The organism is Phaeobacter sp. S60 (assembly GCF_000826845.1).
Classification (GTDB): Bacteria; Pseudomonadota; Alphaproteobacteria; order Rhodobacterales; family Rhodobacteraceae; genus Phaeobacter; species Phaeobacter piscinae.
On sequence record NZ_JSWJ01000001.1, the window covers coordinates 129,375 to 153,535 of the forward strand.

24 protein-coding genes are annotated in these 24,161 nt (G+C 62.9%); 9 read left to right on the plus strand and 15 right to left on the minus strand.

Annotated features, from left to right (window positions below; translation table 11 throughout):
* Positions 1 to 117: 117 nt before the first annotated feature.
* Both OO25_RS00640 and OO25_RS00645 read right to left on the minus strand, forming a co-directional pair.
* Positions 118 to 873, minus strand: coding sequence for an SDR family NAD(P)-dependent oxidoreductase (locus OO25_RS00640; protein WP_040177983.1), 756 nt, complete (start codon positions 871 to 873; stop codon positions 118 to 120).
* Positions 874 to 945: 72 nt separating this feature from the next.
* On the minus strand, positions 946 to 1,890 hold the full coding sequence (locus OO25_RS00645; RefSeq protein ID WP_040172996.1) for a GNAT family N-acetyltransferase: 945 nt from the start codon (positions 1,888 to 1,890) through the stop codon (positions 946 to 948).
* A gap of 45 nt (positions 1,891 to 1,935) precedes the next feature.
* On the opposite strand from OO25_RS00645, the gene OO25_RS22910 reads away from it, so the two are divergent.
* A complete protein-coding gene (locus OO25_RS22910) occupies positions 1,936 to 2,073 on the plus strand; it encodes a hypothetical protein (protein ID WP_175304786.1) in 138 nt (45 codons plus the stop codon).
* Between the two features lie 94 nt (positions 2,074 to 2,167).
* On the opposite strand, the gene tyrS is transcribed toward OO25_RS22910, so the two are convergent.
* On the minus strand, positions 2,168 to 3,424 hold the full coding sequence (gene tyrS, locus OO25_RS00650; protein WP_040177984.1) for a tyrosine--tRNA ligase: 1,257 nt from the start codon (positions 3,422 to 3,424) through the stop codon (positions 2,168 to 2,170).
* A gap of 153 nt (positions 3,425 to 3,577) precedes the next feature.
* On the opposite strand from tyrS, the gene OO25_RS00655 reads away from it, so the two are divergent.
* A complete protein-coding gene (locus tag OO25_RS00655; RefSeq protein ID WP_040177985.1) occupies positions 3,578 to 4,744 on the plus strand; it encodes an anhydro-N-acetylmuramic acid kinase in 1,167 nt (388 codons plus the stop codon).
* Positions 4,745 to 4,803: 59 nt separating this feature from the next.
* On the opposite strand, the gene OO25_RS00660 is transcribed toward OO25_RS00655, so the two are convergent.
* A complete protein-coding gene (locus tag OO25_RS00660; protein WP_040177986.1) occupies positions 4,804 to 5,235 on the minus strand; it encodes a cupin domain-containing protein in 432 nt (143 codons plus the stop codon).
* Between the two features lie 78 nt (positions 5,236 to 5,313).
* On the opposite strand from OO25_RS00660, the gene OO25_RS00665 reads away from it, so the two are divergent.
* Positions 5,314 to 6,753 (plus strand): YdiU family protein, encoded by a 1,440-nt coding sequence (locus tag OO25_RS00665; protein WP_040177988.1) that lies wholly within the window; start codon positions 5,314 to 5,316, stop codon positions 6,751 to 6,753.
* A 24-nt stretch (positions 6,754 to 6,777) separates the two neighbouring features.
* Here the strand turns inward: OO25_RS00665 and OO25_RS00670 are convergent, their stop codons facing one another.
* Positions 6,778 to 7,689, minus strand: a complete 912-nt coding sequence (locus OO25_RS00670; protein ID WP_040177990.1) for a DMT family transporter — start codon at positions 7,687 to 7,689, stop codon at positions 6,778 to 6,780.
* A gap of 159 nt (positions 7,690 to 7,848) precedes the next feature.
* Here OO25_RS00670 and OO25_RS00675 point away from each other — a divergent pair, with 159 nt between their 5' ends.
* Entirely contained in the window at positions 7,849 to 8,574 is a 726-nt protein-coding gene (locus tag OO25_RS00675) for an endonuclease/exonuclease/phosphatase family protein (RefSeq protein WP_040178029.1), read from the plus strand.
* Between the two features lie 158 nt (positions 8,575 to 8,732).
* Here OO25_RS00675 and OO25_RS00680 read toward each other — a convergent pair whose 3' ends face one another.
* Positions 8,733 to 10,064: a DEAD/DEAH box helicase gene (locus OO25_RS00680; protein WP_040173315.1), complete on the minus strand. Its 1,332-nt coding sequence runs from the start codon at positions 10,062 to 10,064 to the stop codon at positions 8,733 to 8,735.
* 378 nt (positions 10,065 to 10,442) lie between these two features.
* On the opposite strand from OO25_RS00680, the gene OO25_RS00685 reads away from it, so the two are divergent.
* The 5 genes from OO25_RS00685 (at position 10,443) to OO25_RS00705 (ending at position 14,549) form a co-directional block, all read left to right on the plus strand.
* Positions 10,443 to 10,856: a Fur family transcriptional regulator gene (locus OO25_RS00685; protein WP_014874254.1), complete on the plus strand. Its 414-nt coding sequence runs from the start codon at positions 10,443 to 10,445 to the stop codon at positions 10,854 to 10,856.
* Positions 10,857 to 11,115: 259 nt separating this feature from the next.
* A complete protein-coding gene (locus OO25_RS00690; RefSeq protein WP_040173318.1) occupies positions 11,116 to 12,012 on the plus strand; it encodes a DMT family transporter in 897 nt (298 codons plus the stop codon).
* Positions 12,013 to 12,186: 174 nt separating this feature from the next.
* Positions 12,187 to 13,461 (plus strand): phosphopyruvate hydratase, encoded by a 1,275-nt coding sequence (gene eno, locus OO25_RS00695; protein ID WP_040177991.1) that lies wholly within the window; start codon positions 12,187 to 12,189, stop codon positions 13,459 to 13,461.
* A gap of 64 nt (positions 13,462 to 13,525) precedes the next feature.
* A complete protein-coding gene (locus tag OO25_RS00700; protein ID WP_040178031.1) occupies positions 13,526 to 14,041 on the plus strand; it encodes a hypothetical protein in 516 nt (171 codons plus the stop codon).
* Between the two features lie 250 nt (positions 14,042 to 14,291).
* Positions 14,292 to 14,549 (plus strand): hypothetical protein, encoded by a 258-nt coding sequence (locus tag OO25_RS00705; RefSeq protein WP_040177992.1) that lies wholly within the window; start codon positions 14,292 to 14,294, stop codon positions 14,547 to 14,549.
* A 207-nt stretch (positions 14,550 to 14,756) separates the two neighbouring features.
* On the opposite strand, the gene OO25_RS00710 is transcribed toward OO25_RS00705, so the two are convergent.
* The 9 genes from OO25_RS00710 to OO25_RS00750 form a co-directional block, all read right to left on the minus strand.
* Positions 14,757 to 15,032, minus strand: coding sequence for a glycine zipper 2TM domain-containing protein (locus OO25_RS00710; protein WP_024097740.1), 276 nt, complete (start codon positions 15,030 to 15,032; stop codon positions 14,757 to 14,759).
* A gap of 701 nt (positions 15,033 to 15,733) precedes the next feature.
* Complete coding sequence (locus OO25_RS00715; protein WP_040177993.1) at positions 15,734 to 16,183, minus strand: N-acetyltransferase; 450 nt, start codon at positions 16,181 to 16,183, stop codon at positions 15,734 to 15,736.
* Positions 16,180 to 16,707 carry a GrpB family protein gene (locus OO25_RS00720; protein ID WP_040177994.1) on the minus strand — a complete coding sequence of 176 codons (528 nt, stop codon included), beginning with the start codon at positions 16,705 to 16,707 and terminating at the stop codon, positions 16,180 to 16,182. Before OO25_RS00720 ends, OO25_RS00715 begins: the two co-directional genes overlap by 4 nt.
* Positions 16,704 to 17,645 carry a nucleoside hydrolase gene (locus tag OO25_RS00725; RefSeq protein WP_040177996.1) on the minus strand — a complete coding sequence of 314 codons (942 nt, stop codon included), beginning with the start codon at positions 17,643 to 17,645 and terminating at the stop codon, positions 16,704 to 16,706. Before OO25_RS00725 ends, OO25_RS00720 begins: the two co-directional genes overlap by 4 nt.
* A gap of 168 nt (positions 17,646 to 17,813) precedes the next feature.
* A complete protein-coding gene (locus OO25_RS00730) occupies positions 17,814 to 19,034 on the minus strand; it encodes a DegT/DnrJ/EryC1/StrS aminotransferase family protein (RefSeq protein WP_040177997.1) in 1,221 nt (406 codons plus the stop codon).
* A gap of 171 nt (positions 19,035 to 19,205) precedes the next feature.
* The gene (locus tag OO25_RS00735) at positions 19,206 to 20,516 is read right to left on the minus strand and encodes an FAD-binding oxidoreductase (RefSeq protein ID WP_082035271.1); all 1,311 of its coding nucleotides are present in this window, start codon (positions 20,514 to 20,516) and stop codon (positions 19,206 to 19,208) included.
* A 114-nt stretch (positions 20,517 to 20,630) separates the two neighbouring features.
* Positions 20,631 to 21,989, minus strand: a complete 1,359-nt coding sequence (locus OO25_RS00740; protein ID WP_040177998.1) for a glutamine synthetase family protein — start codon at positions 21,987 to 21,989, stop codon at positions 20,631 to 20,633.
* Complete coding sequence (locus OO25_RS00745) at positions 21,989 to 22,669, minus strand: type 1 glutamine amidotransferase (RefSeq protein WP_040177999.1); 681 nt, start codon at positions 22,667 to 22,669, stop codon at positions 21,989 to 21,991. The genes OO25_RS00740 and OO25_RS00745 overlap by 1 nt, the downstream gene beginning before the upstream one ends.
* A gap of 93 nt (positions 22,670 to 22,762) precedes the next feature.
* Positions 22,763 to 24,082, minus strand: coding sequence for a glutamine synthetase family protein (locus OO25_RS00750; RefSeq protein ID WP_040178000.1), 1,320 nt, complete (start codon positions 24,080 to 24,082; stop codon positions 22,763 to 22,765).
* Positions 24,083 to 24,161 lie beyond the last annotated feature (79 nt).

The following is a 24,161-nucleotide window of genomic DNA, read 5'->3' on the forward strand; positions in this document are numbered from 1 at the left end:
GCTGTCGCTGCTCATTTCCCTGCCGCGCCAATCAGGGGGAGGGGGGCCTCAAGAGGGGGATCCCCCTCTTGAGGTATCAGCGTGGTATCCGTTGCACTACGTGCACCTGTGGGTGCGTCAGCGCATCCGCAGCGCGCCGTCGAGGCGGATCACCTCGCCGTTGAGATAGCCCATCTCGACGATAAACCCGGCCAGACGGCCATATTCGGCAGGATCGCCCAGGCGGGCGGGGTTGGGCACATCGGCGGCGAGCTGCTGCTGCACCTCTTCTGGCAGGCCTGCGAGCATTGGGGTCATGAAGATGCCCGGAGCGATTGTCATCACCCGCACGCCCGAAGAGGCCAGATCGCGGGCCATCGGCAGGCACATGCCCACAACACCCCCTTTGGAGGCGGCATAGGCGGCCTGGCCCTTTTGACCGTCAAAGGCCGCGATGGAGGCGGTGTTGATGATCACGCCGCGGCCACCATCCTCGGCCGCGTCACATTTGGCGATTTCCACAGCGGCCAGCCGGGCCACGTTGAAGGTGCCGACGAGGTTGATGTCGATGGTGCGCTGATAGGCATCAAGGGGATGTGCGCCATCGCGGCCCACGGTTTTGATGCCAAGGGCGATGCCGGCGCAGTTCACGCAGGCGTTGATCTTGCCCATCTTCTCGCTGGCGAGCGCCATGGCAGCAGCAACTGAGGCTTCGCTGGTGACATCGGTTTCGGCAAAATGCCCCCCGATTTCGGCGGCCACGGCGGCGCCGCGTTCGGCGTCCCGGTCCAACAGGGTGACCTGGGCGCCATTGGCGGCGAAATGACGGGCGGTGGCCTCACCAAGGCCAGAGGCGCCGCCGGTGACGACGGCGGCGGTTTGCGACAGTTTCATGAGCAGGGCTCCTCCCGGGGGTCTGTGCTATCGGGTTCATATCTGAACATATGTTCAGATAATCACGTCCCCCTAGCAGTGTCCAGAGAGCCCGGGATTCATCAGCCGTTTGTCGAGCGCGGCCAAGGGGCGTAGCAAGCGACCCAGCGGCGGCCAATAGGCCCAGGTGCCGCCCAGTTGGTGCAACCGCGCGCCGGTGCCCAGTTTGAACCGGGCCAGACCTGCGGCGTCTTCGGTGTTGATCACGCCCAGATCCAGCTGTTCGCAGCCCTGTTTGGCCAGCCAGGACATCGCCTCCCACATCAGGAGGTTATGGGCGGAGAGCGCCTTGCCCCGGTCGGTGGTGTGGGCGATGTGGTAGGTCGCGCCGCGCCCATGGCGCAGAACAAGAATGCCCGCGACGATGTCCTTGCCGTCATGGGCCTCGAAAATCTTGGCCATGCCTTTGTTCTCGCGGGCGTAGGCCAGCGTCAGATCCACGGGCCAGCTGCGATACCCGCGGCTGGATTGCTGCGCGGCATCGGCGGCAAAGATCCAATGCGCCGGTGTCTGCGGCAGCGATTGGCGGGTGATGCGCAGCCCCTGTTGTTCGCCGTGGACCAGCCGGTTGCGCCATTTCTGGTGCAGATTGGCGCGCCGCTGATCGGGGTCGGTCGTCAGGTCGACCAGCCCGACATGGGCCGGGCTGACCAGCGCCACGGCACCGTGGCGGGCCAGGGCAGGGGTGGGCGTTTCGGGGGATAGGATCACCGGCGTGCGGCGCAGGCCGTTCTCCTGCAGGTGTTCCAGCAGACGCAGCGGTTTGTCGATGCGGGCACGGTTCACCATGGCAACATCGATGCGGCCCCAGATTTTGCGGCGCATCACGACAGTGTCCTTCATCTGGCCAAGCACCAGAGGATCCTTGCCGGTGGCCTGAAGTGCGCGGGCAAATTCTGCCGATTGCGGCAGGGCAGAGATGGTTTCGTCGCGAAGAATGGGTCGGGGCATGACATCTGCTGGTGTGAAATCGAACATGGCGCCATTAACCGCAGCGAAACCTAAATGATGGTTAATGGGGATATGAAAAATACGAATAAAATTCGAAATCATCATGCGCCGGGGGCGAGGGTCACCAAAGCCGCCGCTTTGCTGGCGGCGCTGGCGTTCTCTGTGCCGGTTGGGCTGGGGCTTCTTCTGGTGGATCTGCTGCTGTTGTGAGGGCGCGGATTGGCTGCGGTGGGACCCGTGGCTGAGACGAAAAAGGGGGCCGATTGGCCCCCTTGGATCATCGTTTTGATCTATGCGCGCGGGGTCAGCCGTCCAGCTGCACCAGCGCATGGCGTTTTTTGCCGGCCGAGAGTTTGATCGGCGAGGCGAGCGCGGCGGCGTCGATCATCAGCCCTGCATCGGTCAGCGGCTTATCGTCGATCTTGGCGCCGTTTTCCGAGATCAGGCGCTTGGCGTCCTTGCCGGATTTGGCCAGCCCGGATTTCACGATCAGCTGCACGATGGAGATGCCATCGCCCAGATCTGCGGCAGACAGCGAGAGCGTGGGCAGATCGTCGCCAATGCCGCCTTTCTCAAACACTTCGCGGGCGGTGGCTTCGGCGGCGGCGGCGGCCTCGGCGCCATGCAGCAGGGTGGTCACCTCATTGGCGAGGATCACCTTGGCAGCATTCACCTCGGAGCCTTCGAGCGCGCTGAGGCGGTCACATTCGTCCACCGGCAGCTCGGTGTAGAGCTTGAGGAAGCGGCCCACATCGGCGTCGGTGGTGTTGCGCCAGAACTGCCAGAACTCATACGGCGAGAGCAGATCGCCATTGAGCCAGATGGCACCGTTCTGGGACTTGCCCATCTTCTTGCCATCCGAGGTGGTCAGCAGCGGCGAGGTGAGGCCATAGATCTCATGATCCAGCACCCGGCGCGTCAGGTCGATGCCGTTGACGATATTGCCCCATTGGTCCGACCCGCCCATCTGCAACACGCAGCCATAGCGGCGGTTCAGCTCAAGGAAGTCATAGGCCTGTAGAATCATGTAGTTGAATTCGAGGAAGGACAGCGACTGTTCGCGGTCGAGACGCGATTTCACGCTCTCAAACGACAGCATCCGGTTCACCGAAAAATGGCGCCCGATGTCGCGCAGGAACGCGAGATAGTTCAGATCGTCCAGCCATTCGGCATTGTTGAGCATCATCGCCGCGTTACCCGCGCCGCTGTCATAGTCGATATAGGCGTCGAACACCTTTTTGATGCCGGCGATATTGTCGTCGATCTGGGCGTCGGTCAGCAGGGGGCGTTCATCAGCGCGGAAGGAGGGATCGCCCACCTTGGTGGTGCCGCCGCCCATCAGGGTGATCGGTTTGTGGCCGGTTTTCTGGAACCAGCGCAGCATCATGATCTGGATCAGCGAGCCGACATGCAGCGAGGTCGCGGTGGCGTCGAAACCGATGTAGGCGGATTGACCGGGAGTCATCAGCGCCTCGTCCAGGCCCTGATAATCGGTACAGTCGGACAGATAGCCGCGTTCCATCATAACTGCGATGAAATCCGATTTTGGGTGGTAGGTCATGATGTGCCTCGGCTTTTGAATTGCGCGCTGCTGTATAAAACGCAATTTGCACGGGGGAAAGCAGTGTGAACGGCTTTGCGGAAGAAATTCGCTGCTGTATCCTTACGGTCAAATCGGCGCGATGCGCCCAATATCTCAGCAGGCCTTATCAGCATGACCAGATCCCATCCTCCGGCGCGTTTGTCCGCGATCCCCAAAACCGGCGTGTTGCGCGCCCTTGGCACCATGAGCGGCACCTCGCTGGACGGGGTGGATGCGGCCATCGTCGAGACAGACGGGGTGGCGATCCACGGCTTTGGGGCCAGCGCCTACCGCACCTATGAACCGGTGGAGCGCGCACAGCTGGCTGCCGCGCTGGGGCACTGGCAGGGGCCGCAGGTGGAGGCGGCAGGAGAGATCGTCACCCGCGCCCATGCGGATCTGCTGGCGCAGGTTTTATCTGATCAGGCGGGTACGGATCAGCGGGCGGTGGATGTCATCGGTTTTCACGGTCAGACGCTGGCCCATGCGCCGCGGACACAGGGCACCCTGCAGGTCGGCGATGGGGCGGCACTGGCGGCTGAGCTGGCAACGCCGGTGGTCTGGGATTTCCGCAGCGATGATGTGCGGTTGGGCGGTGAAGGCGCGCCGCTGGCGCCGTTCTTTCACTTCGCCTGCGCGAAATATCTGAAACGAGACAAGCCCCTGTGTTTTCTGAACCTCGGCGGGGTGGGCAATCTGACCTATGTCGATCCACGGTTTGACACGGCGGAGGATCCCGGGGCGCTGCTGGCGTTTGATACCGGGCCGGCCAATGCGCCGATCAATGATCTGGTGCAGGCGCGCTGCGGTCAGATGATGGACGAAGGCGGCGCGATTGCCCGGGGCGGTGTGGTTGAAACCGGCGCGCTGGAGTTGTTTCTGGCGGAGCCGTATTTTGCCCGGATGCCACCGAAGTCTCTGGACCGGAATGATTTTGCCGAGATGATTGATCTGGTCAGTGAGTTGACCGATCGCGATGCGACGGCCACGCTGACGGGCATGTGTGCGGCGGCGGTGGCGCAAGGAATGGAGCATTGCCCGGAGCCGCCGGAGGTGGTGCTGATCACCGGTGGCGGGCGGCATAATCCGGTGCTGATGGAGATGCTGCGGGTGTCGCTGGATTGCCCGGTCGCCCCGATTGAGAGCGTCGGGCTGGATGGCGACATGCTGGAGGCGCTGGCCTTTGCCCATCTGGCGGTGCGGGTGGCGCGGGGGCTGCCGACGTCCTGTCCGGGCACCACAGGGGTTCGCGCCTGCGTGGGCGGCGGTGTGGTGAGCGTGCCAGGCGGCGCGGGCTGAGGTCTGGCAGCCAAGAAACTATGAAATTTCTTGGCAAATTTTTGTTTAGAAATGCGAGGTTAGCCGCGGGGGATGTCGAAGCCCGGTGCGGCGAGTTCAAAGCCTTCGAACTGGAACCCCGGCGAGACGGTGCAGCTGACCAGCGTATAATCTCCGGTGGTGTGGGCCGCCTGCCAGTGGCCTTCGGGGACGATCAACTGAGGTTCGCCCGCTGTCAGATCAGGGGTCAGCAGGTGGTCCTGTGCCGGGCCATCGTCGCTGGCCGAGAGTGACAGCACCAATGGCGCGCCCGCATGGTAGAGCCAGATTTCGGTGGCATCAACCCTGTGCCAATGGCTGCTTTCGCCCGCCTTCAGCAGGAAATAAATGCAGGTGCCAGTGGCGCGGCCGTTGTGGCTGTCGGCGTTACTAGCAATCCATGTCTGGCGATAGTAACCGCCTTCGGGATGGGGCTGGAGGTCCAGCTTGGCGATGATCTCATCGGCGGTCATGTCTCGGCTCCGTTTGGTCTGTTGGCACAGGGTAGGTTTGGCTCTGGCAATTTGACATTTGCCGCATATGTTTGGGCCATGACATTGCACATTCCCTTTGACAATACATATGCCGCGCTGCCGCCGGTGTTCTACACGAAACAGGCCCCTGTGCCGGTGAAGGCGCCAGAGCTGCTGGCCTATAACGCCGCGCTTGGGGCAGAGCTGGGCATCACCGCAGGCGGGACGGCTGAGCTGGCGGAGGTCTTTGCCGGCAATCGTGTTCCCGATGGGGCCGAGCCGCTGGCGCAGCTTTATGCGGGGCATCAGTTTGGCAATTACAATCCGCAGCTGGGGGATGGGCGCGCGATCCTTCTGGGGGAGGTCGTTGGTCCGGATGGTGAGCGGCGCGATATCCAGCTGAAGGGATCGGGCCGCACCCCGTATTCGCGGGGCGGTGACGGGCGGGCCTGGCTGGGGCCGGTCCTGCGGGAATATGTTGTGAGCGAGGCGATGCACAGCTTGGGCATTCCCACGACGCGGGCGCTGGCGGCGGTGGCATCGGGCGAGACGGTCTGGCGCGAAGAGGGCGGCCTGCCGGGCGCGGTGCTGACACGGGTGGCCTCCAGCCATTTGCGGGTTGGGACGTTCCAGATCTTTGCCGCCCGTGGCGAGCAGACGGCGCTGTGTCAACTCACGCAGTATGCGATCCAGCGCCACTATCCTGACGCGGACGGTCCGATGGGGCTGCTGCGGGCGGTGCGGGATCGTCAGGCGGAGCTGATCGCGGCTTGGATGTCGGTGGGGTTCATCCATGGGGTGATGAATACCGATAACTCGTCGATATCCGGTGAGACGATCGACTACGGTCCCTGCGCCTTTATGGATGTGTATCACCCCAGCACAGTGTTCAGTTCGATCGACCGGATGGGGCGTTATGCCTATTCCAACCAGCCCGATATTGCGGTGTGGAACCTGGCGCAGCTGGCGACCGCGCTGATCCAGCAGGCGGAGGATCCGCAGGCGATGGTGGAAGAGGCGACGGAGATTGTGCATGCGATTCCCGCTCTGACGGAGGCTGCCTGGCTGCGGCGGTTCGGGGCCAAGATTGGTATTGCGGATGCAACATCTGAGGATATGGCGCTGATCACCTGCCTGTTGACGCGCATGGCAGAAGGTCAGGCGGATTTCACCAATACATTCCGGGCTTTGCTGGAAGAGGTTGAGCCAGACACAGGCGCGGCGCGAGATCAGTTTCTGGCGCCTGAGGCCTTTGACAGCTGGGCGGAAGACTGGCGCGCGCGACTGGCGCAGGAGGCAGACCCGGTGGCGGTGATGGCGGCGGCAAACCCGGTCTATATCCCGCGCAATCACCGGATTGAGGCGATGATCGCCTCTGCCGTGGCGGGGGATCTCGCCCCGTTTGAGCGGCTGAATACCGTGCTGTCGGATCCATATACCGTGCAGGACGGGGCCGATGATCTGCGCCGCCCTCCCGCGGAAAGTGAGGTCGTCAAGGCGACCTTCTGCGGCACCTGATTGGCGGCATCACTGCGCGCGGGGTTACTTGCGGTTGATCAGCACGATGCCGACGGCGACCAGTGCCAGCGCGGCCCAGACCTGCGGGTAGATCACCTCATCCAGCAGGAGCCAGCCGAGAATGGCGGCGATCACCGGTGACAGAAAGCTGAAGGAGGCGACCGCATTGGCGCGGTAAATGCTGATCAGCCAGAGCCACAGGAGATAGCCGAGGCTGGCAATGGCCACGGCCTGAAACACCACGCCGGAGATATGCAGCGCGGTGGGGTTGCGCAGGAGCGGACCGAACAGCGGCGAGATCGCCAGCAGCACCAGGGCCGAGGTGGCCAGCTGATAGGTCAGCTGGCGGATGGGCGGCACTGCGGACAGGGGCGAGAGGCGCGCGCACAGGGCGATCCCGGCCCAGGCCAGCGTGGCCGCAAGCGCCAGAACATCACCGAGCAGTGAGGCATCATCGCTGCCCCGGTGCAGGACCGCCAGCACAACGCCCCCCATGGCCAGCACAAGACCGAGCATGCGCAGCGTATTGAGCCGCTCTCCGGGCAGGAGCAGATGGCCCGCCAGTGCCAGCCAGACCGGCATGGAGTTGAAGATAATGGTGACGCGCGAGACGGAGGAGAGGTCCAGCGCGATATAGAGACAGACAAATTCAGCTGTGAACAACAGGCCGGATACCAGCCCCCAGAGATGGACAGAGCGCGTCCAATGTGTTGGCGTCTGGGCAGGCGCTGGCGGGTTTGCGCGTTTCAACTGGCCGCGAAAGGCGAGCCATGCAAGCAGTACCGCCAGCCCGATCAGAGAGCGCAGGCCTGCCTGAAACACCGGGCCAAACCCGCCGTTGGAGACCTTGATCACCACCTGATTGAAGCCCATCAACCCACTGAAGCCGATCAGCATTGCGGCCCCGAGACCGTCCATTGCGCATTTTTCACTCATGGCGCCAGAGGAGGGGTGGAAGATCCCAGAGTCAAGGTGGCAAAACAGATGTTTAGGTTACTGCGGATCGGCCTCGCCCGGCTCTGGCCTGTGCGCTGGTTTTGGGTCATGCTGTGGTGCGTATCGCGCATCAGATTGGCAGCAGACAAGGCAGGCGGAATGACGCAGGAACAGAGCAGGCGGCCCGGTCGGCTGCGCTTGGCGAGTTACAATATCCAGAAATCTGTCGGGCTTGATCTGCGCCGCCGCCCGCGTCGGACCTTGCAGGTGATCGAGGGGACGGGCGCCGATCTGGTGCTGTTGCAGGAGGCGGACAAGCGGTTGCCGCCGCGCCCGGCAGCCTTGCCGCATTTCATTCTGGATGAGGCAGGGTGGCAGGTCGTGGATCTGGGCGGAGCCGGGTCCTTGGGCTGGCATGGCAATGCGGTCATTTGGCGGGGCGCGGCGCTGACCTTGCAGGATCATGGCCATATCCCGTTGCCGGGGTTGGAGCCGCGCGGCGCGGTCTGGGCGCTGTTTCAGACCGGGCTTGGGCCACTTAGGGTGGTGGGGGCGCATCTGGGGCTGACCACCAAGGCGCGCCATGAGCAGGTGCATCATCTGGCCGAGGTGATCGCAAAAGAGCCTGAGTTGCCGACCGTCTGGGCGGGTGATTTCAATGAGTGGTCACGCCAGCCGGTGCTGGATCATCTGGCGCCGCAGCTGCGGTTTGTACCGCCGCGCGCGAGTTTTCCGGCGTTGCGGCCCATGGGTGCGCTGGACCGGATTGCGGTGAGCGCGGGGCTTGAGGTGGTGGACAGCGGCGTTTACCGGACGCGGCCGGCGCATATTGCCTCCGACCATCTGCCGGTCTGGGCCGATCTGGTGGCGGTTGACCAACCCTAGGGCGTGCCGACAGGCCAACGCGCTGCCGTGGCCAGATGGCGGGCACAGGGCAAAAGCCGAAAAAAATATAAAGCCGGAGACGCGGACTGCGACCCCGGCTTTAGATCTGGTTTCAAACGCGGCCCTGAAGAGGGTCCGCTGAGGTCACCCGGTTGGGCTTACTGGGCGCGGCGGCGCTGACCGCCGGATTTGCCCTGTCCGCCACCTTGGCCTGCACCCTGACCACCGCTGCGCGCGCCGCCCTGGCCGCCGCCACCGCCGCCACTGCGCCGCCGACGATGACCGCCGGGTTTGCCGCCGCCACCGGGTTTGCCACCACCGCCACGACGTCCGGCCGGAGCCTTGGCATCGGGCAGCACCTCCCACGGACGGCCGGAGGCCACCGGGATATTGAGGTTCATGGTCTTCTGAATGGCCTTCAGTTCGCCCATCTCATCGGGCGCACAGAAGGCCACGGCCTGACCGTCCTTGCCCGCACGTGCGGTCCGGCCAATGCGGTGCACATAGGCGTCGGGGACGTTGGGCAGCTCGTAGTTGTAGACGTATTTCACGTCGGGAATGTCCAGACCGCGGGCGGCCACATCGGTGGCCACGAGGATCTTCACCTCGCCGGATTTGAATGAGGCAAGCGCGCGTTCGCGCTGACCCTGGGATTTGTTGCCGTGGATTGCCGCCGCTGAGAAGCCTGCTGCGGACAGCGTCTTCATCAGCTTTTCCATACCGTGTTTGGTGCGGCCAAAGACCAGTGTACGCTCATCCTTATGGGCGCCCAGCAGCTCCTTCAGGAGCGACAGCTTTTCAGCCTTGGCGATGAAGTGCACCGACTGGGTGATCTTGTCTGCGGCCTTGCCGGGAGGGTTCACCTCGATCCGGACCGGGCTTTGCAGGTAGGAGTTGGCGATCTCGTTCATCTGCTTGGGCATGGTGGCCGAGAACAGCATGGTCTGGCGCTGTTCGGGCAGCAGCGCCGCGATTTTGCGCAGCGCGTGGATGAAGCCGAGGTCCAGCATCTGATCCGCCTCGTCCAGCACGAGGAAGTCGCAGGAGCCAAGGTCCAGTGCGCCACGATCAAGGATGTCCAGAAGACGGCCCGGCGTGGCAATCAGGATGTCGGTGCCGCGCGACAGGCGGCTGATCTGCGGGTTGATCGACACACCACCGACAACCAGCCCGGTTTTGATCGGGGTGCCTTCGGTCAGGCCCTTGAGGTTGGCGGCGATCTGGTTGGCCAGCTCGCGGGTCGGCGCCAGCACCAGACCGCGCACGGTCTTGGCGGCAGGCTTGCGGCCGTATTGCATCATCTGAGCGATCAGGGGCACGCCGAAAGCGGCGGTTTTGCCGGTGCCGGTCTGCGCCAGACCCAGCACATCCTTGCCGTTCAGCGCATGCGGGATGGCGCGCGCCTGAATCGGGGTCGGATCGGTATAGCCCAGCTCAGCAATGCGGGTCAGGAGCTTTTCGGGCAGCCCCATGGTTGAAAATTCTGTCACGTCTCGTCCTTTCACAGCCGGGCGGATGCCACGGCCGGTGCCGCCCATGCGCATGCCGGGCGGACTGTCGTTGGGGCAGGGACCTCGGGCGGACGGGCATCATGCCAGACCGCTGGTCGCTGCGAGTGCCCCACGCGTGATATTGGGAACGGTGGCATATCCTTAGGGTCGGTTCAGTGGCCTGCGCACGCTTGTGGCGCGGCCCGACGTCCTCTGCTCACGCGGCAGGGAGGGATGCCTGCAGCGGGAGATGGGCCTGTCGGCGATGAAAGTCAATGGTGAATTGCCGCTTATTCTGCGCCAAAGAGTGTAAAAACCCGGTTTGCGTGGCCTGCGTCTTTGTATAAACAGGGACGCCACGCTGCATAGAGGACGGTCATGAGCGAGACGATTATCGCACGCTGCGAAGCTATAGGTCTGCGGATGACAGGCCAGCGACGGGTGATTGCCCGCGTGCTGCAAGAGAGCGCCGATCACCCGGATGTTGAGGAACTCTATGCCCGTGCCAGTGCCCTGGATGGGGCGATTTCGCTGGCGACGGTCTATCGCACGGTGAAGCTGTTTGATGAGGCGGGCATTCTGGAGCGGCTGGAGTTTGGCGACGGGCGCGCGCGCTATGAAGATGCCGACCGGGAGCATCATGACCACCTGATCGATATGACCACCGGGGCGGTGATTGAGTTCTGCGACCCCGAGATCGAAGCCTTGCAGGAAAAGATCGCTGAGAAACTGGGCTATGAGCTGCGAGGCCATAAGCTGGAACTCTATGGCGTGCCGCGTAAGCGGGACTGAACGGCGCAGGTCGTTTTCTTGTCAAAAGAGAGCGGGACGGAATTTTGCGGAAAATTCCGCTGCGCGACCGGGGCTGCTGCGGGTTGCCCATCACCGCGTGTGATGGCAGAGGTCACATGAAGTCATGGGGCGACGTCGCAAACGGAGTAGTCCGGTGTCGCTGGCTGATGTTTGTTGGCCGGATTGATCGGCGCCGATGCCCTGCCGACTTTCGCAAACCACCATCATGGGCACAAACCACCATCACGGGACGATCACGATGAACAATGTCACAGGAATTTTGCTGGTGATCCTCGCCATGGCGGGGTTCTCGCTGGAGGATATGTTCATCAAGCAGCTCGCCAAATCGGTGCCTGTGGGTCAGATCCTGATGATGCTGGGTCTCGGCAGCGGCACGGTGTTTGTGATCTGGGCCAAGCTGCAGGGACACCGGGTCCTGGCGCCGCGCAACTGGCGCTGGCAGCCGGTATTGCGCGCCTCACTGGAGGCCCTGGCGGCGGTCAGCTTTGCCTCGGCCCTGGCGGTGGTGGATATCTCTACCGTGGCGGCCGTGTTTCAGGCGATGCCACTGGCGGTCACCGTGGGGGCGGCGCTGTTTCTGGGCGAGGACGTCGGATGGCGGCGCTGGAGCGCGATCCTTGTCGGCTTTGCGGGTGTGTTGATGATCGTGCGGCCCGGTCTGGCGGGATTTGAGCCCGGTGTGCTGTTGGTGCTGATCTCGGTTGTGGCGGTTGCGGCGCGCGACCTGATGACGCGGGTCATGGACAGCGCTGTGCCCTCTGCCGTGGTCAGCTCGCAGGCCTTTGGGTCGGTGATCCCGGCGGGGCTGGTGATGCTGCTGATCTTGCCCGGAGAGCCTGTCGCCCTGCAGGGGGGGCAGTGGGGCATGCTGCTGGGCGGCGTGATCTTTGGCGTGTTGGGCTACTATGGCATCGTTACAGCAACCCGGATTGGCAACGCCGCTGTGATCACGCCGTTTCGCTACTCGCGGTTAGTGTTTTCCACCCTTATCGGCGTGGTGGTCTTTGCCGAGGCGCCGGATGGTATGACGCTGATTGGGTCCGCGCTGATCATTGGCTCGGGGCTCTATACCTTCCTGCGGGAGCGGCGTCTGGCACGGCATGCAGCGCGTGCGGCAGCGGTGGCTGCAGCCTGAGGAACAGGCGGCGAAAACCGGCGGCAATTGGTTGCGCAAACAGGCGCCTGTTAGCCCTAACCCCGTAAAATAAGTCACGTTAGCGATAACGCCCGTGGTTTACTTTTGCCCTGTGGATGCTATGACGCTGGCAAGAATTGCCGCAACCATTTGCCAAGATCAGGGACCCGAGTGATGAGCACTATTATCGATATCCACGCCCGTGAAATTCTGGACAGCCGGGGCAACCCGACTGTCGAGGTTGATGTCATGCTGGAAGACGGCACCATGGGCCGTGCCGCGGTGCCTTCCGGCGCCTCGACCGGGGCCTATGAGGCGGTGGAAAAGCGCGACGGCGACAAATCCCGCTACATGGGCAAAGGCGTGCTGGAAGCGGTTGCAGCGGTGAATGGCGAGATCGCGGAAGAGCTGGTGGGCTTTGACGCGACTGAGCAGGTTTCTGTGGACATGGCGATGATTGAGCTGGACGGCACCGAAAACAAGGGCCGTCTGGGCGCGAATGCCATTCTGGGCGTGTCGATGGCCGTGGCCAAGGCCGCCGCTGATTTCACCACCCAGCCGCTCTATCGTTATATCGGCGGCACCTCGGCGCGGATGCTGCCAGTGCCGATGATGAACATCATCAACGGCGGCGAACACGCCGACAACCCGATCGACATTCAGGAATTCATGATCATGCCAGTGGCCGCGGAGAACATCCGTGACGCGGTGCGCATGGGCTCCGAGGTGTTCCATACCCTGAAGAAAGAGCTGTCGGCGGCGGGTCTTTCGACCGGGATCGGTGACGAGGGCGGCTTTGCCCCCAACATCGCGTCAACCCGCGAAGCGCTGGATTTCGTGCTGAAATCCATCGAGAAGGCGGGCTACAAACCCGGTGAGGAAATCTATCTGGCGCTCGATTGCGCCGCGACGGAATATTACAAGGACGGCAAATATGTCCTGTCGGGCGAGGGCAAAACCCTGTCCTCCGACGAAAACGTGGCCTATCTGGCGGCGCTGGTGAAGGACTACCCGATTATCTCCATCGAAGATGGCATGGGCGAAGATGACTGGGACGGCTGGAAGGCGCTGACCGATGAGCTGGGCGACAAGGTGCAGCTGGTGGGCGACGATCTGTTTGTGACCAACCCCGCACGTCTGGCAGATGGCATCGCGCGCGGCTGCGCAAACTCCATGCTGGTGAAGGTGAACCAGATCGGCACCCTGACCGAGACTCTGCAGGCGGTCGATATGGCGCATCGCGCGCGCTACACCAATGTGATGTCGCACCGCTCGGGTGAGACTGAGGATGCCACCATTGCCGACCTCGCCGTGGCCACCAACTGCGGTCAGATCAAGACCGGGTCGCTGGCGCGGTCGGACCGGCTCGCCAAATACAACCAGCTGATCCGGATTGAGGAGCTGCTGGGGGAAGTGGCCGAATATGCAGGCCGCTCCATTCTGAAATAAGATCTGAGGCCGGGGCGTTTGCTCCGGCCTTTTTACTTGGTGTTTGTATTTGTGGTGTTTGACCATGCTTAAAAAGATTGCGCATTTTTTCATTCGTCGCGCGGAGCGCCGGGTGGGTGTTTCTCTGGAGTATTCCCATGCGATTGCGGAGGCTGATTTTGGCCTGCTGACGCGTTACAATCGGGTCTTCGGATTTCTGGACCCCAACCGTCATGTGCCGGCGGCGGCCTATCATGCGGCGCGGCTGACCGGCGCGTTGAGTGCGGATTGCGGCACCTGCGTTGAGGCTGAGATCAACCTGGCGAAAGCCGCAGGGCTGGCGCCGGAGCTGATCCAGTCGATCCTGACAGGTGGCACGCTTGAGCCGGAGTTGGAGGCGGTTGTGCGGCTTTCCGGGGCTGTGGCTGGTGCGCGGACGGATGATCCGGAGGCACGGGAGATTGTGCGCGCGGTCTATGGCGAGGCGGGGCTGATTGAGCTGAGTTTCGCCATGAATGGTGCAGCCATGCTGCCGGGGATCAAGCGCGCGATGGGCTATGCCACGGCCTGTGATCTGCAATTGATGCGCCGCTTGGCCTGAGGCGCGGCCGCCCCTCGTGTGGGGCGGCGATTTCAGCCTGCGCCTTCTCGACGTCCTGTCCTAGGTAGGTCCCAACCGGGCAGCTGCTGGCGATGGGCCTGTCGTCCGGCCAGTGTCAATCAAGGCTCATTCTTCAAATATGTGCGAATAGCGCGCGTCTGTGGCCTTGTTCACAGACGCGTGAGGACGGCTGTGGCAGTCTCTGAATCAGGCGCTACGGGGGTGGCGCTGGCTGAGGAGGGGGAAGACCATGCGTGTAAGACCACATCCGAAAGCCCGGCCAACCGTTTCGGTGACCAAGGCTGACGCAACAGTGCCGGTTGGCGCTGCTCTTGCGACGGCCGGTGCAGGAAGCTGGCTGCCCATCGGGATTGTTGTTGCGGTGGCGCTGCTGGCGGGATGCGCGGGGCCTGGGCGCTATCCGCTGAGCGGGCAGACTGTTGGGATGAGCGATCCGGTTCTTAGCCTGTCGATGACACAGGGCGCGACTGTTGCCGGGGGGCTTTGACGCGCGCTGCCAAGGGGGATCGACAGCATTTGGGCCCTCTCTCTGTTCCGGGGGGCCTGCGCCGACGGGGGGCGCGGCTTTTTCAGCCGTTGGCGAATGGGGAAGACCCTGAGGGCGGTTGGCTCTCAGGGTCTTTTTCGTCTGTATAATTCCATGTCGGGCCGTTTGGATCGCGGTCAGACGTGGGGTGGCTGGTCGACTTGGGCCTTAGGGGCAGGCCGCTGTGTAATAGGTGCCGTCGCCGCGCGAATAGGCGCATTGGCGGGACTGGTTGTTCTGGGCCACCACGGTGCCCGCAGCCGCGCCACCAAGGGCGGCAATCAGACGCCAGTCATCATCCGCCTTGAGCGCATCGGCGGCGATCAGACCGGCGGCGGCACCACCAGCGACCCCGGCGACGGTGCGTTGTTCCGGTGTGAGGTCAGAGCAGGCGGAGAGGGCCAGAGTGGCTGCACTGAGCCCGGCGAGAATATGCGTTTTCATAAGGGTTCCTTTCCTGTCTTATATGCGGTCCTGTTGATCCGGCCGCACTTGGGTCGTTGCGGGCGCGACGATCTTGCGATGTGGAGCGACCGGATTGGAGTGGTCGCTGTGTGATCTGGGGGTGGCCCCCGTCCGAGCAGAGACAGGGGGCCACGCCGCGCGGGGGGCGCGGTAGATCCGGTTGTATTCGGTGGCAGACCAGAGCCGCCTCACCGTTGGGATGGCTCTGATTTGCTGGCCGGGTCTCACCCCTGATCCCCAGCCGGTTTGGCCATTGATGTGGCCGCAGCAGTCTGGATCTGGTCCCTCTCGGCTCCCCTAAGCCGGTGTTGAGGGGGCATATCCTATCGGAATGCGCCGGACCCATGCTGGTGTTTGTGCCGTCAGCTTTGCCTTGGCGACCACCCCGGTGGGTGGCCATATGTTGCGGCTTCTGCCGCTGTCTCAGTTGCGCTGCCAAAGCTCTCTCTGGCGGCGCGCTCCCACACGTCCCACGGTGTGTTCAATATCGGTCAGCGGTGCGGAAGACTGTCAGGTTCTGCCGTGCGCTGTCTGAGAAGGAACGCGCAACCTGTGCATGGGTTCCCTCCGCGCGGGAAAAAACATGTGGAAAGACTGCTGCGGGCGCAGAGCGGGGTGATTTTGCCAGTTGGTTTGGCCGCCCTGTCGTAGCCGTTAGGACCGCTTGCCCTGCGGCAGGATCAGAGCTTGCGGCTCATCAGCATGTAGGTGTCGCGCGGTTCAAACCGGGCGCGGGCATAGAGGTTGCGGGCGGTCTCATCGGTTTTGTCAACTTCGAGATGCAGCGCCTTGATGCCAGCCTCTGCGAGGGTGCGGGGCAGGGCAAAGAGCACTTCGGTGGCAATGCCGCGCCCGCGCACCGGGGGGCGAATGAACAGCTCATCCACAAAGCCGTCCATGCCGCCAAACTCCACCGACCAGCTGAAGGTGACCACGATATAGCCCACTGGGGCGCGGGCGGGGCCGATCAGATAGACCGCGCCATAAGGCAAGCCCTCAAGCAGCGGTTCAATCGCGGCCCGCCGCAGCGTGTCATCGGAGGGGATTCCCATCTCGGCGTGGAAGGCGGCGACCAGATCCAGAACACGGTCCAGATCCTCGGGGCGGGCCAGATGCAATGCGGCACTCATGAGGTTTCCTTTGTTGCCAGCGCGTTGATCGCGCGCGCTTCTGCCTTTTGCACCCAATCTGATTTGCAGTCACCGTATCCGTGCATGTCGCCGGGGTGCAGCGCGGCACATTTGCCCTTGATCGCCGCATAGCCCGCCCGCAGTGCCGCGTTGGCCCGAAGCGCATCGCGAAAGGCGAGATGGCGGGTGATCTCGTCAGAGCCTGCGACATAACAATGGGCCTGCACCCGGCGTTTTCCGGTTTCTGGATCATCAGCACGGCAGTAGCGCTGTCCGGGCAGGCCGAATTCACCCAGCCATTCGAAACCAAGCGCCTCAATTTGCGGACGGGCGGCATCCATGGCCGTCTCGCTTTCAAAGACGGGTATCAGGTCAATGATGGGTTTGGCGGGCAGGCCGGGCACAGCGGTTGATCCGATATGATGCACCGTCACCAAGCTGTCTATCCTGCTGTCTGACCAGCGGTCTGCTTCGGCCTTGGCTTGTGTCGGCCAGCTGGGATCTGGGGCAACGATCAGGCTCATAGCAGGGCCAATCGGCTGGTGATCAGATCGAAGAAGCCATCGGCCTCCAGATCGCCGATGAACAGCGCATTGGCCGGGCGGTCGGTGACCCCCCACCAATCTGCCACGGTCATGCCCAGCGTCAGCTCGGACGTGGTTTCCACCACAACATTGACATGGCGGCCCGAGAACAGCTCTGGCCGGATCAGATAGGCAATGACGCAAGGGTCATGCAGCGGGCCACCTTCGGAGCCGTATTTCTCCACGTCAAAGCGTTCAAAGAAATCAAGCATCTCGGCGGTGAAACGCGCCACTTTGGTATCGAGGGCACGGATCTTTTCGACGCGTGCGCGGGTGGCGAGCGCCTTATGGGTGACATCCAGCGGCATCATGGTGACCGGCACGCCTGATGTGAGCACTGCGGCGGCAGCCTCCGGGTCGACATAGATGTTGAATTCTGCTGCCGGGGTGATGTTGCCGACCTCGAAATAGGCACCACCCATCAACACGATCTCCTGCACGCGGTCCACGATATCGGGGGCCTTTTGAAAGGCGGCGGCGATATTGGTGAGCGGCCCCAGCGGGCAGAGCGTGACGGTACCGGGCGCTTCGCGGCGCAGGGTGTCGATGATGAAATCAACGCCATGCGCCTCCGCCAGCGGCATGGTGGGATCCCACAGTTCGGGTCCGTCCAGACCGGTTTTGCCATGCACATGTTCGGCGGTGATCAGGGGCCGTTGCAAAGGGGCGTCACAGCCGGCGTAAACGGCGACATCCGGGCGGCCTGCCACCTCGCAGACGCGGCGCGCGTTGGTTTGGGTCAGGGCCAGAGGCACATTGCCAGCAACACAGGTTATGCCAAGCAGATCAATCTCTTGCGGGCTGGCCAGTGCCAGAAGAATGGCGACGGCGTCGTCCTGTCCGGGGTCGGTGTCGATGATGATTTTGCGCGCGCTCATGGGGCTGTCCTTCTGGTCGTCGCGCCGACCCTCGCAAGGGTGGCGGGCAATGTCCAGCGGTGGCGCGGGCTGCGGTCGGGAATTCGCCGGTTTCCTCCCACCCTCACACTGAAAAAGGCGCGCCGGATATAGCGCGCCTTAGCGGTGGGTCTGGCCTGTGCAGCAGGATCAGGCGGCGGCTGCGCCCATGGTGTCGTCCATCGCAGAGAGCAGAATGCCTGCAATCACATCGAGCTCGTCGCGGCTGAGGCGCACAGGCAGGCGGACATCGCAGGCCTGCATCAGCATGGCGCGGGTTTGCGGCAGCTCCGGGATATCGCGCAGGAACTGCCAGTTCCAGAAGGCACGGGCATTGTCTGCTGAACGGCCGAAGATCTGCACCTTGACGCCCCGTGCCTCGGTTGCGGCGGCAAAGCGGGTGATCTCATCATGGCTCATATCAACAAGATTGAACTGGATCGAATCCGGGGCGCGCTGCTCTGGTGCCAGCGGTGCGGGCACGTCGATATGCGGCGAGCGGTTCAGCTGATCGGCCACGTAATCGTGGTTCTTCAGCCCGTCGCGAACCCGGCGGGCCAGTTCCGGCAATTGCGGACGGATCACCACAGCGGAAAGGTTGCTCATCCGCAGATTATAGAGCGGGAGCTGGTTCTGCCACTTGGCAAAGGCCTGTTCCAGAGCACCAGTGTTGTCACCCGGCGCGGCTTTGTGTTTCTTCCAATTGTGCTCATAGGCGCCGGACATGATCACCGCGCGTGCCACCAAATCAGCGTCATCGGTGACCAGAATGCCGCCTTCGCCAGCGTTGATCATCTTGTAGGATTGGAAGGAGAAACAGCCGATGGCGCCGAGCGTGCCGATATTGCGGCCATGCCAGGTGGTGCCCAGTGAATGGGCGGCGTCTTCGACCACCGGAATGTCGCGCGCCTGACAAAGCGCCATGATCGCATCCATATCGGAGGTATGGCCGCGCATATGGCTGATGATCACGGCTTGCACATCGTCCAGCTTGGCCTCGAAGTCAGCCATGTCGATGCGGTAGTTCGCGCCCACCTCGCAGAGCACCGGCACACAATCGGCATGCACAATGGAGGAGGGGACCGCCGCGAAGGTAAAGCCGGGGATCAGCACGCGCGCATCACGGGGCAGGTCCAGCGCCTTCAGCGACAGGAACAAAGCCGCCGAGCAAGACGACACCGCCAGCGCGTATTTGCTGCCAAGGAGCTGGGCGAATTCCTCTTCGAGCAGGGCGACGGGCGCATCCTGCGGGGCGGTATAGCGGAACAGATCGCCAGAGTGCATCAGTGCCTCAAGCGCGGCGCGCGCGGCCTCCGGGATGGGTTCTGCCTGATGGACATTCGGGACCTGCGACGGGGATGCCTGGCTCATATTTCAAAATCCTGAAGTTACCTTTTCAAAAATATAAAAGGTCTATGGGCAAATGCCAAGCACCCCCGGACGGACTGGCGGGATTTGGCGACGAATTTCAAGAAACTGTTGCTTTGGGTCTGTCCGGGGGTAGGGGGGGCGCACCGCATTGGCGGGCGCTTTGCAGGATCTTTAGATACCCAGCCTGTCGCGCAGCGAATACCAGGTCATGGCCAAGGCCAGCAGCGGGCTGCGCATGGCCGCGCCGCCGGGGAAGGCGGGGGCAGGCACGCGGGACATTGTCTCGAACCCGTCGCTGTCACCGGCGATGGCGCGCGCCATCAGCTGACCGGCGTGAGTGGCGGTGCCGACGCCATGGCCGGAATAGCCAGACGCGCTGAGGATTTTCGGGGCAAGCCGGGCCAGATAGGGCATCCGTTTCAGGGTGATGGCCAAGGTACCGCCCCAGGCGTAGTCGATTTTTACATCACGCAGATGCGGGAAAATCTCCGTCATTGGCTTGCGCACGGTGGCGGCGATATCGCTGGGGAAGCGGTAGCCATAGCTCTCACCGCCGCCGAACAATAGCCGCCCGTCATGGCTGAGTCGGAAGTAGTTCACCACAAATTTGCTGTCAGCCACGGCCACATCCCGGGCCAAGACACGTGCGGCGTCGGCGCCTAAGGGTTCTGTCGCGGCGATGAAATTGTTGATTGGCATCACCCGCGCGGCCACCTGCCGGTTGAGGCCGCCGAGATAACCGTTGCAGGCCAGGATCAGATGATCGGCGGTGACCTGCCCTTCGGCGGTGCGCAGGCGGATCTGCGCGCCGTCTTCGATGTCCAGAACTTCGCTGCCCTCACATATCCGAACCCCGGCTGCAGCGGCGGCACGGGCGAGGCCGAGCGCATAGGCCAGCGGGTGCAGATGGGCCGCGCCGGTGTCGAGCGAGCCGCCAACATAGGCAGGCGAGGGGCAGATCGCCTCCAGCCCGGCCTTGTCCAGCGCAGAAATCTCACCGTAGCCATAGCGGTTTTGCAGATGCTCGACATAGCGATGTTCGTCGTCGACTTCCGCTTTGGAGAAACAGGCATGGGCGATGCCGGGTTTCAGGTGGCAGTTGATGTCGTGGCGGGTGATCAGGGATTTCACCAGATCCTTGGCCTCCTCAGCCAGGGTCCAGAGCTTGGCGGCGTCGGCATCGCCCATGAGCTTTTCCAGCCCATCCTGCTCCATGCGCTGGCCGCTGCCCAGCTGACCACCGTTGCGGCCCGAGGCGCCAAAGCCGACACGGTTGGCCTCCAGCAGGATGACTGAGCGCCCGGCCTCCGCCAGATGCAATGCGGCAGAGAGGCCGGTGTAGCCGCCGCCAACAACGCAGACATCAGCGCGGGCCTCACCTTGCAAGGGGGCAAAGGGCGCGAGCGGGGTGGCGGTGGCGGCGTACCAGCTGTTGGGATAGGTCCCCTTGCGGTCATTGGAGTAAAGCAGGTTCAACGCCATGGCACACCTCAATCCCCGGCAGGCATCGCCTATGCGGCGAAGCGCAACTGCCTGTCATCTTTCCATAAATACTCACCAGCGCTGACATCTCCCAGGACGCCAGCGCTGAGAATGTTAGACGTTCAGCAGCAGATGCTCCCGCTCCCAGGGGGAGATAACCTGCAGGAACTCGTCATATTCGGCGCGTTTCACGATGGAATAGACGCGGGCAAACTCCGGCCCCAGCACCTCATGCAGGTCTGTGGCTTCCTCAAAGAGATCGAGCGCCTGCCCCATCACCTGGGGGATATCGCCGTCACCGGCGTAGGCATCTCCCTTGAACTGCTTGCGGGGGCGTTCCTCGCGGGTGAGGCCGAGATAACCACAGGCCAGGGACAATGCGATCCCAAGGTAGGGGTTGCAGTCCATGCCGGCGATGCGGTTTTCCACGCGCCGCGCTTCGGGGCCGGAGAGGGGGACCCGGATGCCGGTGGTGCGATTGTCGCGGGCCCATTCCAGATTGATCGGGGCGGCCTGTTCCTTCACGTAGCGGCGATAGGAATTCACATAAGGCGCCATCACCGCCAGACCGGCGGGCAGGTGGTTCTGCAATCCGCCGATGAAGTGGTAAAACGCATCCGTCTCGCCGCCTTGTGGACCGGAGAAGATATTGTCGCCGCTCTCCATGTCGATGATCGAGTGATGGATATGCATGGCAGAGCCGGGTTCATCGGCAATGGGCTTGGCCATGAAAGTGGCAAAACAGTCGTGGCGCAGCGCGGCCTCGCGGATCAGCCGTTTGAAATAGAACACCTCATCCGCCAGCTTCACCGGATCGCCATGGCGCAGGTTGATTTCCAGCTGCCCGGCACCGCCTTCCTGGGTGATGCCGTCGATTTCAAAGCCCTGATGTTCGGCGAAATCATAGATATCGTCGATCACCGGCCCGAATTCGTCCACGGCGGTCATGGAATAGGCCTGGCGGGCGGCGGCCGGACGGCCAGAGCGGCCCATCATCGGTTCGATCCCGCGCGCAGGATCGGTGTTGCGGGCGACCAGAAAGAACTCCATTTCCGGTGCCACAACCGGATCCCAGCCGCGATCATGATAGAGTTGCACCACCCGTTTCAGCACATTGCGCGGGCTGAAGGGGATTGGTTTGTGATCGCGGTCATAGGCGTCGTGAATGACTTGCAGCGTCCAGTCACCGGTCCATGGGGCGGCGGTGGCGGTGGACATGTCCGGTTTCAGGATCATGTCCTTTTCGATCCAGCCATCGTCATCCGCTGCCTCGGCCCAGTCGCCGGTGATGGTTTGATAGAAGATGCTGTCGGGCAGGTGGAAATAATCCTGCTTGGCAAATTTGGACGCTGGCACCGCCTTGCCCCGGGCGATGCCCGGCAGATCCGAGATGATGCATTCAACCTCGTCGAGACGACGGCCCTCCAGATAGGTTTTTGCAGCTTCGGGAAGGGTGTCGAGCCAGGCTGACATCAGGTCCTCTCTTTCTTGAAGAAGGCATTGAGGAAGGTTGCGATTTCACCCGATTGGACCGGGTGGTGTAATTCTGTGCTGGCGGCATCCAGGATCGCATCCGGCACCACGCCGCGTCCGCGGCTGTCGATCAGGCCGCCAACAAAGCTGCTGGCGAATTCGGGATGCGGTTGCAGGGTCCAGATGTGATCGCCATAGGCGAGGATACCGTTCTTGCAGTGGTCGTTTCCGGCCAGCACCCGCGCGCCCTCGGGCAGGGCGGTGACCTGATCCTGATGCCACGCGTTGAGCCGCAGCGGCTTGCCATCCATCTGATAGGTGACCGGGCCGACGGCCCAGCCGCCGGCAAATTTCTCAACCTTGCCGCCAAGTGCCTGCGCAATGATCTGGTGGCCAAAGCAGATGCCGACCAGTGGCTGTTTGCGGGCGTGGATCTCGCGGATCAGCTCTTCCAGCGGGGGGATCCAGTCGTGATCTTCATAGGCGCCATGTTTGGAGCCGGTGATCAGCCAGCCGTCTGCTGCGTCGGCGCCGCTTGGAAAGACGTTGTCGACCACCGCGTAGGTGTCAAAGTCAAAATCGCCGTCGGCCAGCAGGTTGCGGAACATCTGGTCATAGTTGCCCGAGTTGCCGATCAGGTTTTCGGGCGCGTGGCCGGTTTGCAGAATGCCGATTTTCATGGGTCACCAAATTTGATCAAATTAAGCCTAGCCGAGGTCCGCAACTCAGGCAAGCGCTTGATGCAGAGCGTTGTGGGCTTTGACAGGCTGATGTCATACCGCCTCAAGCCAGGACAGCCAATGGCTCTCCGCCGGGCGCTCGGCAAAGCCTGCCAGCTCCTGACGTTTCATCATCACCAGATTGCGGATCACCCGGTCGGGCAGGATCCGCGCGATCAGCGGGTCACTGTCGAAGAGGTCGATCGCGGCGTTCCAGTCGGGGGCCAGCTGCGGCAACCCGTCAATCTCATAGATGTTGCCCTCGGACGGGGCCGGGGGCGTGGCGCCATCCTCGATCCCGGCGAGCGCCGCGCCGAGCACCACGGAAAGCATCAGATAGGGGTTGATATCGCCGCCTGCGACCCGGTGTTCGATGCGGCGCGCCTTGGGGCTGCCGCCGGGGATACGGATTGCGGCGGTGCGGTTTTCATAGGCCCAGGCGGCGCTGACCGGGGCATGGGCGCCGGGCACCAGCCGGTCGTAGGAATTGCCGTGTGGGGCCAGGATCAGCGTGCTGGCGGGCATCGCGGTGAGGCAGCCGGCCACTGCGTTCATCAGCAGATCCGAGCCGCGTTCGGTGCCATCGTTGAAGATATTGTTGCCGTCCTCATCCTCGACCGAGAAATGCACATGCATGCCGTTTCCAGCCTCTTCGGCATAGGGCTTGGCCATGAATGTGGCGGCAAAACCGTGCTTGCGGGCCAGACCTTTGACCAAGGCCTTGAACAGCCAGGCATCATCGGCGGCGCGCATGGCATCCTGATGGTTGAGGTTAATTTCAAACTGGCCCAGCCCCGCCTCCGAAATGGCGGATTGGGCGGGAATGCCCATCGCCTCCGACCCTTCATAGAGATCAGTGAAAAACGCATCAAAGGCATCAAGTTCCGCGACCGACAGGACCGACTGCTGATCCAGCTCCCGGCCTGTGAACGGGTCGATGGGCGGGGCGGGCTGTGCGCCGCTGTCATCCAGCAGGCTGAACTCCATCTCGGTGGCGGCGACAACGCGCCAGCCGCGCTGCTGGTAGCGGGTCAGCACATCGGCCAGCACATGACGCGGGTCGCCCATGAAGGGGCGGCCGTCTTCCCAGTACATCGCCATCGGGACCAGCGCGGATGGGTTGGCCAGCCAGGGCATCGGGACGGCGCCACGTTCGGTTGGCAGCATCACGCCATCGGCGTCGCCGGTCTCAAACACCAGCGGGTTGTCTTCGACATCGCGGCCCCAAAGATCGACGTTGAGGGTAGAGATCGGCATCCGTGCGGCGCCATCTGCCAGCTTGTCTGCCAGCCCCACGGGCATACGCTTGCCGCGCATCTGCCCGTTCAGGTCACAGGCGGCAATGCGGATAGTGCGCAGATGAGACAGATCCATCGGAGGCTCCCTAGTTGATTGCCCCATTACTAAAGCAGGATCCGCAAGACGCAAAGAAAATTTGATCAAAAGTTTTGTT